This is a genomic window from Pantoea sp., from assembly GCF_028283705.1.
In the GTDB taxonomy this organism is placed as follows: Bacteria; Pseudomonadota; Gammaproteobacteria; order Enterobacterales; family Enterobacteriaceae; genus Pantoea.
This window is the reverse complement of sequence record NZ_JAPWKD010000008.1, coordinates 70630-84841: the sequence shown is the minus strand read 5'-3', so window position 1 is coordinate 84841 and position 14212 is coordinate 70630. Positions and strand designations below refer to the sequence as shown.

The 14212-nt window shown below is 53.3% G+C and carries 13 protein-coding genes; all 13 read right to left on the bottom strand.

All coding sequences use genetic code 11. From position 1 onward, the window contains the following. Positions 1–27 precede the first annotated feature (27 nt). The 13 genes from tssH to PW844_RS05790 all read right to left on the bottom strand — a co-directional run bounded on the left by tssH (position 28) and on the right by PW844_RS05790 (position 14001). Positions 28–2631, bottom strand: coding sequence for a type VI secretion system ATPase TssH (gene tssH / locus PW844_RS05850; RefSeq protein ID WP_299449447.1), 2604 nt, complete (start codon positions 2629–2631; stop codon positions 28–30). A gap of 54 nt (positions 2632–2685) precedes the next feature. Next, positions 2686–3735 carry a type VI secretion system baseplate subunit TssG gene (gene tssG, locus PW844_RS05845; protein ID WP_299449444.1) on the bottom strand — a complete coding sequence of 350 codons (1050 nt, stop codon included), beginning with the start codon at positions 3733–3735 and terminating at the stop codon, positions 2686–2688. Further along, positions 3732–5606, bottom strand: coding sequence for a type VI secretion system baseplate subunit TssF (gene tssF, locus PW844_RS05840; protein WP_299449442.1), 1875 nt, complete (start codon positions 5604–5606; stop codon positions 3732–3734). Before tssF ends, tssG begins: the two co-directional genes overlap by 4 nt. Positions 5607–5608: 2 nt before the next feature. Then, on the bottom strand, positions 5609–6184 hold the full coding sequence (tssE, locus tag PW844_RS05835) for a type VI secretion system baseplate subunit TssE (RefSeq protein ID WP_299449439.1): 576 nt from the start codon (positions 6182–6184) through the stop codon (positions 5609–5611). Continuing rightward, positions 6174–7001, bottom strand: a complete 828-nt coding sequence (locus PW844_RS05830; protein WP_299449437.1) for a type VI secretion system accessory protein TagJ — start codon at positions 6999–7001, stop codon at positions 6174–6176. The genes tssE and PW844_RS05830 overlap by 11 nt, the downstream gene beginning before the upstream one ends. Before the next feature lie 15 nt (positions 7002–7016). After that, on the bottom strand, positions 7017–7976 hold the full coding sequence (locus tag PW844_RS05825; RefSeq protein ID WP_299449434.1) for a hypothetical protein: 960 nt from the start codon (positions 7974–7976) through the stop codon (positions 7017–7019). A gap of 10 nt (positions 7977–7986) precedes the next feature. Next, positions 7987–8778 carry a protein phosphatase 2C domain-containing protein gene (locus PW844_RS05820; protein WP_299449432.1) on the bottom strand — a complete coding sequence of 264 codons (792 nt, stop codon included), beginning with the start codon at positions 8776–8778 and terminating at the stop codon, positions 7987–7989. Next, positions 8775–10562, bottom strand: coding sequence for a type VI secretion system-associated FHA domain protein TagH (tagH, locus tag PW844_RS05815; RefSeq protein WP_299449430.1), 1788 nt, complete (start codon positions 10560–10562; stop codon positions 8775–8777). The genes PW844_RS05820 and tagH overlap by 4 nt, the downstream gene beginning before the upstream one ends. Before the next feature lie 134 nt (positions 10563–10696). After that, positions 10697–11092 (bottom strand): lysozyme inhibitor LprI family protein, encoded by a 396-nt coding sequence (locus PW844_RS05810; protein WP_299449428.1) that lies wholly within the window; start codon positions 11090–11092, stop codon positions 10697–10699. A 490-nt stretch (positions 11093–11582) separates the two neighbouring features. Further along, on the bottom strand, positions 11583–12008 hold the full coding sequence (locus tag PW844_RS05805) for a hypothetical protein (RefSeq protein WP_299449426.1): 426 nt from the start codon (positions 12006–12008) through the stop codon (positions 11583–11585). A 27-nt stretch (positions 12009–12035) separates the two neighbouring features. Continuing rightward, complete coding sequence (locus PW844_RS05800; RefSeq protein ID WP_299449424.1) at positions 12036–12449, bottom strand: hypothetical protein; 414 nt, start codon at positions 12447–12449, stop codon at positions 12036–12038. After that, the gene (locus PW844_RS05795; RefSeq protein ID WP_299449422.1) at positions 12446–13438 is read right to left on the bottom strand and encodes a hypothetical protein; all 993 of its coding nucleotides are present in this window, start codon (positions 13436–13438) and stop codon (positions 12446–12448) included. The genes PW844_RS05800 and PW844_RS05795 overlap by 4 nt, the downstream gene beginning before the upstream one ends. Before the next feature lie 80 nt (positions 13439–13518). After that, the gene (locus tag PW844_RS05790) at positions 13519–14001 is read right to left on the bottom strand and encodes a type VI secretion system tube protein Hcp (RefSeq protein WP_084875884.1); all 483 of its coding nucleotides are present in this window, start codon (positions 13999–14001) and stop codon (positions 13519–13521) included. Between the last annotated feature and the right edge of the window lie 211 nt (positions 14002–14212).

Here is a 14212-nt window from a genome sequence, read left to right as displayed (position 1 = left end):
ACGAAAACTCTCTGATAACGAACGGCTTTAGACATCAAACTGGCAAACAAACTCGCCCTGCTCACAGCGCACCTGTACCCGGCGATAACGTTCATCACGGGCATGGGCGCTGAGCAACATCTGGCTCATTTGCGGCAACAGGGTATTGGTGAGAATGGCATCGACCATGCGGCCACCGGATTCCACTTCGGTGCAACGCTGCACGATCTGGCTGACGACCGAGTCTTCGATATCCGCCTCAATGCCATGATTCTCTGCCAGACGACGCACAATGCGCGTCAGCTGCAAGCGAACGATCTCCGCCAGCATCGCATCACTCAGCGGGTAATAAGGCACCACCAGCAGGCGTCCCAGCAATGCCGGAGGGAAAACCTCCAGCAACGGTTTGCGCAGTGCGGTACTCAGCGTGTCAGGTTCGGGCAACAGCTCCGGATCGGCACAGAGCGCGCTGATCAGCTGCGTACCGACATTGGAAGTCAGAATGATGATGGTGTTACGAAAATCGATATGGCGTCCTTCGCCATCCTCCATCCAGCCTTTATCGAACACCTGGAAAAATAATTCGTGTACATCGGGATGGGCCTTCTCGATTTCATCCAGCAGCACCACGCTGTAAGGACGGCGGCGCACTGCTTCGGTCAGGACTCCACCTTCGCCGTAACCGACATACCCCGGTGGCGCACCTTTTAACGTGGAGACGGTGTGCGCTTCCTGGAATTCGCTCATATTGATGGTGATGACGTTTTGTTCACCGCCATACAGGGATTCCGCCAGCGCCAAGGCGGTTTCGGTTTTCCCTACCCCCGACGGACCACACAGCATAAACACGCCCACCGGTTTATTCGGGTTATCCAGCCGGGCGCGCGCGGTACGTACCCGTCTGGCAATCAGATCCAGACCATGGCGCTGTCCAATCACCCGCTGATTCAGAGTATCTGCAAGATTCAGTACCGCATCGATTTCGTTCTTCACCATGCGTCCCAGTGGGATACCTGTCCAGTCCGAGACCACGGCGGCAACCACGCTGGCATCCACTGCGGCAAACAGCAGCGGTTCTTCCCCCTGAAGCGCGCGCAGTTGTTGCTGTGTGGCGTCCAGTTCACTGCGCAGCATTGCCTCCCCCTCGCTGACACAACGTGCCCGCAAGGCGATCAATTGATTAACAAGCTCCCGCTCCTGCTGCCAGCGAGCCGTAAGCGCATCGCGGGTGGCAGACAGCTCAGCATACAACACCGCAATTTCCTGCTGACGCTCGGGTGCACCCAGCCCAACTTTTGCCTCACGATCCGCGATTTCCGCTTCGATATCGAGCGCCGCCAGCCGGTGCAGGCAATCCTCCAGCGCGGCGGGCTGCGCCCCCTGGCTGACCGCCACACGTGCGCAGGCGGTATCCAGCAGTGCGACAGCTTTATCCGGCAGCTGGCGTGCCGGGATATAGCGATGGGACAGCTTAACCGCCGCACTCACCGCCTCATCCAGCAACAACACCTGATGATGTTTTTCCAGCGCACTCACGGTACTGCGCAGCATCTGGATGGCTTTCGCCTCATCCGGCTCCTGTACCTGCACCGTCTGGAAACGGCGGGTCAGCGCCGGGTCTTTCTCAATATATTTTTTGTATTCGGCCCAGGTGGTAGCACCGATGGTTCGTAGTTGCCCGCGAGCCAGCGCCGGTTTCAGCAGGTTTGCTGCGTCGCCGGTGCCCTGCTGACCGCCCGCACCGACCAGCGTATGGATCTCATCCACAAACAGCACAATCGGCGTCGGGCTGGATTGCACCTCGTTGATCAGCGCCTGGAGCCGCGCCTCAAACTCGCCTTTCATCCCGGCACCGGCCTGTAGCATGCCAATGTCCAGTAGCCATAGCGGCACATCGCGCAGCGGTGCAGGGACATCGCCTGCCGCAATACGCAACGCCAGCCCCTCAACTACCGCCGTTTTCCCGACACCGGCTTCACCGGTCAGCAGCGGATTGTTCTGGCGGCGACGCATCAGGATATCCACCATCTGGCGGATTTCTTCATCACGCCCCGTCACCGGATCGATCGCGCCACTGCGCGCCCGGGCGGTGAGGTCCTGCGCATACTGCGCCAGGGTGCTGGTACCGGCCGCCGCGGGTGCGGAGACATCTGGCTGCGTCAGCGCCTGCTGCACTTCCTTACTGTTGCTAAGTAAGGTGTCAAACTGCTCCAGCAGCATGTCGGCATTAATACGCGCAAACTGCGATGAAATGCCTTTCAGCACGCTGGCGAGGTTGAAGGTTTTCAGCATGCCGATCAGCAGATGACCGCCACGGATGCGTGTTGCACCGTATTTTAGCGAGGCGTAAACCCAGGCGCGTTCTACCGCGCTGTCGATGTGTTCGGCAAGATCGGAGACGGCACTGGCACCGCGCGGCAGGCGATCCAGCGCCGCCACGATATCCCGCGTCAGCGCGTTTTCATCCAGTGAAAAATGGCTGATGACTTGCTGTAAATCCCCCTCCTGTTGCTGCATCAGCTGGTGCAGCCAGTGCACCAGTTCAACATAGGGATTGCCACGCAGCTTACAAAAGGCGGTGGCGCTTTCCAGCGAGGAAAATAACAGCGTGTCCAGTTTACCGAATAACACGGCTCGGCTGATTTCAGACATATCGGGTCCTGTAATATGAAGAAGCTGGCTATGTGGCAGGGAAAAGGGGTTGGGCTAGAGCGAAGCGGCCTCAACCTCAAAAACGAAATCTTCGCGATCGACAGGCTGGTCGGGCTGTCCCAGCCAGCTGGTATAACCCAGACGGGCATTACCCCCTAAAGTCACGCCGTTGACATCTTCAGCCGCAAGAATCAGGCTGAGATCCCATTGCATTTCGATGCCGAGATAATGGCGCACCCAGTCGCGCACCTCGCATGCCCCTTTCCCGTCGGGCAGGAAATGCGCATATTGCTCAGCACTAAGTGGGCCAAAACGCAGACGGAAGCGATGCTGCACATCACGCACCGCGATCCCAAGAAAGGCGGACTCTCCCAGACGGGGCATCTGCCTTCCGGCACCGAGTCGGGCCTGGTCGCGGTGATCCAGCGTCAGCCATTGCGGTACGTTTTGCTCCATCGTCACTGGCACACCAAAATAGAGGCGCAGAATGCGTTCTAAACCTTCTGCATCGTGTCCGTGGCGGCTGAGATGGCCCACCAGCATCAGTCGGGCATGCAGGCTGAGCGAACTGGCCTGCTGTTGCGCCGGAAAACCAATGCCCGCCAGACACGCCAGATAATCCTGAAAGCGTTTATCGTCACCACGATCCAGCGAGGCGGTCGGCTGCGCATCAGCCCAGGCGCGATAAAACAGCAGCGTGGCACGATGGTGGAACAGGTCGGCAAAAGCTGAAAGGCTGTGGTCCTGATGATGGCTGATGCGCTCGCGCACGTATTCAGTCAGATGCGTCGGGAGCGGACCATTTGGACCAAACAGGCCAAAACTGTAGATCGAGACATCATGACGTCCATCCTCTTCGCGCTCGCTGACTTTAGCCAGCGTCGCCGGAGCAAACGCCAGTGAAGGCGTCTGGCCGAGACGGACGGCTTCGAACTTCGGCAGTGGCGCACGCCCCAGGCTATAACGCTGACCACTCTGCGCATTCAGCCTGCGCAACAGCTGGAAAAGATCGTAGCGCCAGGGCGCAGCCATCACCGCCTGCCAGAAATCATCAGGCAGACGACTGGCGCGTTGCAGCGGAATAACCTGTGCGACATCACTCATAGCAGTGCCTTCTGGCCCATACGTGGCGGCCAGTAACCAATTTCGCCCCGTTGCTGGCTGCTCAGGGTCAATTCGGTAAAGCTGTTGAGCGCCACCAGCCGCGAGAAGACTCGCTCCAGCACGCTGCCAAACAACCATGGGCTGGCACCGGAGAACACCTGCTCATCCACCTCCAGCGCAATACTCACGCCGCGAGCAAACACCACCGGCCCTGGCTCAGGGACACGACGATGCACTGCTTTCAGCTGGCAATGGCGGATACCTTCAATCTGGCGGGCCACCGGTGCCTCAGCCAGATTCGCATACAGGCTGAGTAACTGACGCAATGCAGCAGCACCTTCGCCGTCAGCGCTGTCCATCAGGCTGAGGTAGTTCATTTGCAGATGGCTAATCAGCCGCCAGGAGGATAACCCTTCAGCCAGCGCCGGACGCGGCGGTGTTGGCCCTTTGCAGAGCGTCAGCTGGCTTACCGGGATAGAGTCCGGCATGACGAAGTTGCCCTGCTCCTGTTGCAGCAACATCAGCGGTAAATCACGGCTGGTGCACATCACTTCAGCGGAGAAGAAACGCATGTCATCCCGCCACGGCGAATGATGTTCATCAACCAGTGAGAGAAAAACTTCAGAACCGATATAGCCGGTGCGGGTGCCGTAACGTTGCGCATGTTCCGAGAGGGTGCGCTGTTCACGACGCAAAGAAAAATACGCGCCGTAGTCGCCGCTATCCGGGCTGAAAGTGCTCCAGAACGGGCGGAAAACCTGTTCCTCGCGTTGCCCGTCTACCATCGCAAACAGCCGCTGCACCGAGTACACCTCGTAATCCAGCGGGCGGATATTGTCCACCACCAGATGATATTCATGCTGACTGTCGCTGACCTTCAGGCGCTCAGCCGTTTTCGGAAACAGATTAATCACCGGTGTGCAGTGCAGCGCCAGATGGCTGCGATCCACCACGCTTTCCAGCTCAGGGTCGGCCTTATCGAGCAAAATGATGATGTCGAATGCCTGTGCTTTGTGGCATCCCGCCAGATACGACGCCAGCTGGTGCAGGCTGATAAACTGAAAACGCGCCGGGAAGGCAAAATACTCCTGCAACAGCCGATAGCCATCGAAATTGCGCAAATCGTCCGGCAACAATGCCTGCTCCGGTGCAAAGCCCTGCTGTTGCAGCGCACTATCTGCCAGCACCTGGCGCTGCGGTTGGGCCTCCACCGATTGCAGCAGGATGCCAACCCGATGCTGCATCAGCAGTTCCAGTAACTTCAGCGCCTGAATATCCGGCCCGCTGAGGTATAGCATTAAATCATCGAGATTCAGCTGACTGAGAGAGGAAACCCCCTCGCACTCGATACGCACCCGTAACGCGCTACTGGCACCACGTCCGCTGAGTTTCAGTTCACCCAACGGGATATCACCCGGGACGCCACCCAGTGACACCTCACTGATGCGTAAGGGATGGAGCATCACGTCGTGTGCCGTGGTGTAGCTGCAGGTGACGCCGGATTTTTTCAGGCTCTGGCTTTCCATCATGGTGCCGCGTGGCACCAGAAAGCCGTTGCTGATATCCCCTTTACGGCTGTCCGGCGTTAACTGAGCTATCGCCATCGAAGGTGTGGGTGCCAGATAACCCGGTGCAATCATTTCCAGCAGCCGCTGCGAGAAGCGTGGGAACTCTGCATCCATTTTCAGCTGCACGCGGGAGGTGAGAAACGCGAACCCCTCCATCAACCGTTCAACATAAGGATCAGCGACATCAATGCCGCGCATCCCCAATCGCCCCGCCACTTTGGGGTAATGGGCAGCAAACTCCGCTCCCATTTCGCGCAGATAGGCAAGCTCACGGTTGTAGTAGTCGAGCAGTTTACTGTCCATGATTACCCCGCATCCTGTAGTTCGAAATGGCCGCTTTCAAGATCCACCTCGGTACGGAACAGAAACTCCAGCGGATAAGGTACGCACCACAGGCGACCTTTGATCTCCAGTGACAACACGTTGTGCAGATCGAGGGAAGCCAGGTCGCTAACGCAACGCACCTGCAAACCCTGCGGCAGGATACGGGGTTCAAAATGCAGGATGGCATCGGTCATTTTTCGCTGGACATCCTGCCATTCGATATCGGACATATTTTGCCCGGCCAGCGGTGCGACGCCGAAATTCCACACCGAGCGCTGCACATGGGTAAAGCAGTCGAGATCCTGCTGCGCTTCGTTGTTGATGGTGTTAAACAGCCACTGCAAATCACGCAGCACATGGCGACGCAAAGTACTGTGGCTGATCAGGATACTGTTGCCAGGCTCCGTGCGTTTGTCGGGGGCATCATCGGTCAGACGATCCAGCAGCGATGATTGCAACTTGTCACGCGAAGTGAGGGTGTCGCGATTTTTACGCGCACGATAGCCGCCATGCAGCTGGGCATAGCCGTCCTGTTGCGCAGGATAATCACGGCTCATAAGACGACTCGACGAGATCGAACGTGAGGCGCTGCAGCGCCAGCAGCGGATATTCAGCTCTGTCGCTCAGCCAGACTTTCTGACCGTGACCAATAAACTGGCTGTCGTCATTGCCGAGCGGTTGCCATTCGGTGACGCTGCTACGCAGCCAGCGCTCTTCAGGCGTTGCCGTGAGAGGATAACGCACCGGAAGCTGACAGACCTGCTCGCTGCCATCCACCAGTTGTACCCGCGTGTGACGCCATACCAGATCCGTCACGCTGGTCGGTGCCTGAAACTGCATTTCACGAATGGCGGCAAACGGAATCCAGTAATAACGCCCGTTAACCAGAGCCTCACAAACCGGACCAAAACGGCTGTCACCATCCATCAACCAGGGGAAATCCATCTGCTGGTCCTGCTGCTCCAGCAAACCCGGATTCGCGGCAGCGTTTTCCAGTGCCTGCTGACGCAGTTCGGTGCCATGTGCAACATCTCCGGCAATGTCAGCCTGCAACGCAGCCAGCAAGGTTTCACACCACATCCAGGCACTGCCCGGCAGGTGTGGCTGAGCTTCACCCTGCAATACCGCAGCGCGCTGTTGTTCACCGGCAATCGCCTGTTGCAGCAGCGTGACTGTCGGTTGCGCCTGCGGGGTCAATGCCAGCCAGGATTGCAGCTGGATTTGCGCTCGCGTCCAGTTGCCAGCCAGACACAGCAGTTGAACAAAAGCAGCGCGCAAATCGGCATCAGCCGGATTCGCCTGGATCTGCGCCGTAATGCTGGCAAGATTTTCCGCCAGTGATGCGGTAGCCAGACGCTGTTGTAACCTGTCCATGCATGCTCCTTTGCGTTAGTTAACGGTGCGATAAACGGCAGCAGCCGGATCTTTCAGTTCCGGATGCAATTGTTCCACCAGCAGAATTTTCAGCGGTGATGCATTGTTCAGCCACGGCGACCAGACTTTGCGTACTTCCTGCAGCCGGGCGCGTAATGCGCTTTCATCCGTAGCATCGCTGGCTGGCATTTGTACCACCACCTGATCAGGTGCCTGCCAGCCGTTAAACTGTGGGCTAAACGGCAATACCAGCCAGCTTTCTGGTGATTTCTCGTTACTCAGCACCATGCGCTCACGGTTGACCGTGGTAATCGTCAGTTCACGGGGTGAGGGTTTGCTATTCAGCCCGGCAACCGGAAATCCCTGCAGGAACGTGACTTCCACCGATTTTGCTGCGCCATTCCCCATCTGTGTCAGGGTGCTGTGACCACTCAGCCAGCCATCCTGAGCGCAGATCAGTCCCTGTTTCGACGGGACAAAAATCGCGCTGGAATGTGCCGGTTGAGTCCACCAGGTACGGAAATGGCACCCATCCAGCAGACTGAATTGCTGCCAGGGCGTGGTATCCGCAGGGGGTGAATTGAGCACCGGCGCCGCCGGTGCTGGGGCAGCGACGGGTGGCGGTGGCGTGATGACGGGCTGCCAGTTCTTCGTCTGTTCGGCACTGCCCTCTGCCAGTGCGTTACCTTGCTCATCCTCCAGCTGCCAATGCAGCTGTTGCAGCGACTTACACTGGGAAGCCATCAGCCCCGCCACGCGCGGCAGGAATCCATCCAGTACCGCTGCATTTTTTTCACCTTTGGTGACGATGCGCAGATCCACACTCTTCTGGCACCAGCTTGCCAGCTGGTTATCTTTTACGTCATCAATCCAGACATCCAGTTTCTGTGCCGGGGACTGAACAATGCGATAGTTCTCTGCAAAAGCGTGTGTGCTCAGCAGCAACGCAGCCAGACCCAGTAATCCATATTTCATGTTGGCGTTCTCAATCGCGAAGAGGGAAAAACTGCGCCGCATCTGACAGCGAGTGCAGTAAGGTGGTGTCCTGAGGTGAACCAACCCAGACAGCCAGCGCACTGAAATTATCCTGCTGACCTTTTTCCGGTTGGTCGTTTCTGATGATTTGTTGCATCAGCGTCAGCCACTCCTGTGGCGTATTGACCATATGCAACGATTGCTGCATCTGCTCCAGCGTGACGCCGTGCCAGAATCCATCGGTGCACAATAAAAAGGCGTCACCATCTTCAATCTCCACCACATCGCTATAGCTGGCATCACGCTGTTCATCCCCCATACCAAGGGCAAAATAAAGCAAGTTGGTATTGATCCCTTCCGTCTGATGACCAGCATCTTTCATTTGCTGGACCAGGCTGTGATCGGTCGTGACGTGATACAGATAACCACGCCGAAATAAATAAAGACGACTATCTCCGGCATGTGCCCAGTAGGCCAGCTCGTAATCACGATCGATAAACAGGCTGACCAGCGTCGTACCCATACGACTGTGCTCGCTGCTGGCTTTCTGCTGCTGGCGAATCGCGTGATTGGCGTGATTAACATAATTGCGGATGGACTGTGCATTCAGGTGGCTATCACCGTTGAAAGCATCCATCAGGCTGCTGCGGGCGATGGTGGCCGCCACCTCACCGCCGGGAAAGCCCGCTACGCCGTCACAAACGACAAAGCAGGCTGAACGTTCACCGATGATTTCACCGGTCTGATCCTGATTGCTGGCGCGGTCGCCCTGATTCGACGTGGAAGCAATGGTGATATTCATGCGTCATCCGTGTGGGTTTGTGAGTCTTTGTACTGATTAACTTCCATGTCATAGGCGTGCAGGAAGGCTTCGCCGAACAGGGTGTGGAAGTCGTCTTCGATTTCTCCGGCTGTTTCACCGTAACGCTCAACAAAATGTTCCCACAATGCCGCCTTGCGACTACCGGGCAGCCCCAGACGCGATACCGATCCCGCCTGACGCGCCTCTTCTTCCAGCTGATCCGGATTAAAGGATTGCAGCATCGAAGCGATAATGGCGCGAATTCCGGCGATCATTCCCAACTGATGTGCCTGCAAATCGATCAGTGCATCACGCACCGCCTGACGGGGTGGCATAAAGCCCGGCATGCGGCTGCCAAACATCTGCATCAGGACAGTTTTACCCGAAGGCAGCAATTTGAAGGGATTGTTGGCGTCGTCGAGAATCACCGTCATATCCGCTTTTACGCCACGCTTCAGAATCGAACGTGAAGAGAGCAGCGCCACCGTCCCCTGTGAGAACATGCTGAGCATCTGACCAAACTGGCGCATCTGTTCACGATCAAACTGCGGCGTGGGCTGTAAATCCTGCAACCCCATGCCTTCCAGCAAGGCATCCAGCAATTCGCCTTTTAACGCGTCGCCACTGCTCTGGGCTGAAGCACCGTTCTGGCTGCTGGAGGCCACCGGGTCAATACGCAGACGACCTTTCGGTATCGGTGATGGCGTGCGTTGTACCGCCTGCGGTGTAGGCAGGGTGATGCCGCCGTATTCAACCTGGCTTGCCGGGCTGGCTTCCACGGCCTCATCAATCAATGGCACAGATTCAGCGGCTGGTTGAGTTTCGGTGTCGTCAAACAGCGGTGAACTGCTCAGATCAGCCAAGTTGACGTCTGAGGCTTCTTCTTCAGGCTCAGGTTGGGTGATGCTGATGACTTGCGCTGGCTGTGGCTCCGGCTGTGCCAGCGGAACCGCCCCTCCCATCATCAGGCCGAGCGGATCGTCATGAATACGAGGATCGGGAGCGCTCTGGCTGCCAAACAGGCTGAGCGGGTCCAGTTCCGCGGGCTTCGCTTCGGGCGGTGCCGCTGCAACGACGCTTTTCTGCCCTGCCAGCGCGCTCGGCGTTGCATCGTCGAAAATACTGTCCTGGGCGAACAGGGCGTCACCGGCATCAAACAGGCTGTTATTTTGAGGCTGCTGACCAATATCCAGCGGGGCATCATTAATCAGTGAGGCTAGCGGATCTTCCGGGTTACGATCGGGCGATGCGGGGGCCGTCAACGGGTTCACTTCTGGCGCTGCGGGTGTCACTTTGTTTGGCTTCGAGAGATCATCGGAGATGGAGAACTCCTTCGCCAGGCTATCCCAGATCTCACTCGGGATCGCAGCGGTACCGCTGGCCACTGCTGCGGGTGGTTCATCAGCAATCACAGCAGGTTCGGTCACCGACTGGGATGGGGCCTTCGGCGGCTGAGCGGGTTGCTGTGCGTTAATATCATTAACCAGCAGCTGATAGTCATCAATGCCGAGAATATCGCCGTCCTGTAATTCCACCTGTCGCCCACGTTCCAGCGGAATATCGTTCAGCATCACACGCGTGACGTTGCCGCGATTCGTCAGGCGACATTCACCGTCAACGGTAATATGGACAATCGCCTGTAAACGGGAGATGGTCCGGTCGTCATCGGGTAACACCAGGTTGTTATCAACACCACGACCAATGGTGCCACCAGGTGGTAAGAAGTCAAAAAGGGCTTGCGGCGGCTGATGGCCGGGTTTAGTCGTTATTATCGTAAAGCGCATAACGGATTCCTGCGGTTAGCTGTTCGGCATCTATATTGCGCACCTCTCGGAGGAAAGGGGCGGGATATAGGGAGCTGATTTTTTGAGTGGGGAAGTTTAATTTATAAAGCCAGAATGGTTTGATACCGGTAAAGTCAGTTATAAGGTATGATTTTAAGTTGTTCGACACGTCCCATATCTATTCGGGAGATACATGTATCATTAAGGGTATTGTGAACAATGGTGCCTTTCTCGGCGATAAAGGATTCAAGATTACATTGACCATTACGATAGACAAGCCATCCTCTCTGGGACTTGATGAGAATATCGAGGTAATTTTTCAGATCTACAGGTGAAGATTTGTATTCATCTTCTATTCTTTTTTTCGCCGCAAGGTATTCCGTATTTAAGGCTTGTTCAGACTTAAGTTTCTCTTCTTTACGGCAGGCATACTTTTCACTATCACTTACCGCATGGCTACATACATTCTGAGCATTGGCATAACATTGATACAGAGCCAGTAATGATGCTATTGCTACTCTTTTATCCATAAGCTTCCCTCTCCTTTTGAGGAAACCAACTCGACTACAGGCGGGTTAAATCTACAAGTCACTTACACACATGAATAAAAATCACCATAAAAGAAAAAAATAAAGCCGTTATAAAATAAATCACCCTATACAAACTCAACAACCCTTTCATCCAACCTATTTTATCATTTGGTTGTTTCTGAACAAACTCATACGCTTCCCTCCTGACAAACTCATTACGCGAAAATCGTATTTTCTCCCAACGATACAATCGCATAAAAAAGCCAATTTCTGATAATTAGCATAGAAACCCATATGACTAGAGACTTTGGTGGTAAGATCTAACTGCAGCCCTGCTTGTTCATACTCATCTAAAAAATCATCATATTTGTTTTTGTTTCTTTTAAAAACAAAGTTCGCATATATATGCAAAAATCCAATCAAAAAGAACAAAAATACGCTTCCGTACATAAAAAAATCACACATATTAACCTGACTCATCCTTGATAATTCAAAAATACAAAAATCTCCAGATCAAAGCGACTACAACGAACAACCCAGCCATACCGAAAGCAAACATATTTACTCGATGAAGTTTAATAATCCAGCCAATTTTATCCTTTGGGAGCTCCTGAACAAACTGATATGTTTCCGCACTCACCACCTCATTTTTCTTGTAATACCAAGTCTTCCCATAGTAGAGGCGGGTAAAATACATGATTTTAAGCTCATTAAAGAAACTTCCAAAATGAGTGGAGATGCTGGTTATTATATCCAATTGCAAGCCTTTACTACCAAAATCCTTTAATAGAGAATCATAGATTCTGGCATTAATTTTGAACAGGAAGACTCCATACATATGAATACTGAAAGTAAGAAGTAATAAAAAAACTTGTAAGAAAAGCAGGAAATCATAAAAGGCATCGTATTTATCCACGATAGTACCTACCACACCACCATTGAGCTACTTCAGAAAAGAATTGGATATAAAACTTAATGCAACAGCAAGAAACAGCACCGTAAAACTGGCAACATTTAACTTATGCAAACTCAATATCCAGGAAATTCTGCTCAGCGGCTGATTTTTAACAAACAAGTTCGCTTCTTCACTCACGGATTTATTTCTATCCAGATAAATTTTCTTTCCGTGATAAACATCAACAAAATAAGCTATTTTATGCGCATTAAATATTGGACCAAGAAAAGATGCAAAATTCGTGATGATATCCAACTGAATACCGTGCTGTCTGAAGTCACTCAATAAAGACTCGTACTTACTTTGATTTTTTTTGAAAACAAAATAAGCGACTAACTGTGAAGAGAATGCGATAAAATATAACACCAGAGATAAATATAGGAAATAATCAGCCAATGTCATAATAACTTATCCATTAAAGAACCCACACTCACTTCTGCACCTTTTGCTGCAATTATTCCACCAGCAGCAGAGCTGACTATAGTACACGTTAGCAATCCGACAGGTCCAGTAACTGCTCCAACCGCAAGACATGCCCCTCTCAGGGCAAGGGCCGCACCGATGCCACCATAAATGCCTGCCGCAGTGCTGGCAGCAAACTGGGTGTATTTACTTACCGCAACCTTAGCACATTCATCCCTGCGGTCTACGGTGCAGGCATCATAAACATCATTTGTCGTATTCAACGCACTAAATCCAATCGATACCCAGCCACCCATTTTCATAAACTTTGCGGCCTTCGCGGCACCATCAACGTAGGTGGAGTAACCACGAATTGCACCAACCCCTGCACTCTCCCAGTCGTGTACGATCGATGAACTTGACAGGTTTAAAGCGTGTTTTAACTTCTGATAAGGCTGTAATTTCAGTACCAGACGGGAAAATTTATTTAACAGCACATCCAGTTCGCCAAACAAACGACGACGCTCAACAAAGAACTGCTCGCCGATAAGCGTACCCGCAGTCAGGTATTGGTTGCGGTAAGCGACCTCAATGGCGGTCAGTTTTTTACCAATCTCCGCGAAATATTTCTCTCCGGCATCCCCGATAACACCCGATGATTTGTCCATAAAGTTGGTGATTGCTGCAATCGAAGCGTAATGCTGATGAAAAAAGCTGGCTTCATCTGCAGAGAGATGATCCAGGCTGTTATTGGTCGCAGTTTTTGCTGCTCTCAACGCATTCATGGCTGCCAGGCTGTTATGACCGTAGGGATCAGCCACTATCAGTATCTGCCCTGGTTTCGCCCAGGCGACATCCGCATTTAATTGCAAAAAGTAATTGGCCGCCGCAATATTGCGGTTTCCGAACAGAAACATCGCCTGCTCTGTCAGTCTGCCGGGACGTTGCACCACACAAAAACCCGGTTCAACCATGCTATTTCCGCTCATCACAATATCCTTTTGCTATTAAATACAGTTATTTTTTAATATCACATAAAGCGGCCCCGTAAGGCCGCCTTATAAAACAATTACGACTCTTTGTTTTCTTTAATATTCCAGCCAGCGCTGCTCTCAGCACCTTTACCACCAGAAGAACTTTGCTCCCAGTATTGCTGTTTCACTTTCGCTGCCTGGAAACCGTAGGTCACAGCCAGAGTGTCGCCATTGGCAGCACCTGTGTAATCCAGACGAGAAACCAGCACGTCTTCCAGCGTGATACGCGCATATTCAACCTGAGAACCACCGGCTTTGCACACGGACAGTTCCACTTTAGTCACGTGTTTACCGTTCGCACAGTACTTCAGAATAGCGGAGGTGGATTTGTCGATCAGGGCATTCACGCTCAGATCATTAAAGTTCACTTTACCGGCACCGCCGCCGCCACCTACTGCCATATTGCCAGGCTGAGTCGCCCCCCAGCTAAAGGAGGTAATATCCGTCCAGCCGGTGTGATTAGAGTCCTTTGACTCACCCGTCACACCATCAACTTTTAAAAACATATCTATAGCCATAATTCTCTTCTCTTGTTTGATTTACGCTTTGCTTTTAACAAGCATCGTTATGGCAAACAGGAAAGCATGGGGCTGAATAAAACAGTCCATATTTTACCTCTGCCTCGTGTTCTGAATAGCGCTACATGTGTTATTCAGAGGGGATTCTTATTACGCATTAACGCAATAAGAAAAGGGTGCAGAGAACCTGAAAATTCAGATTCTCTGAATC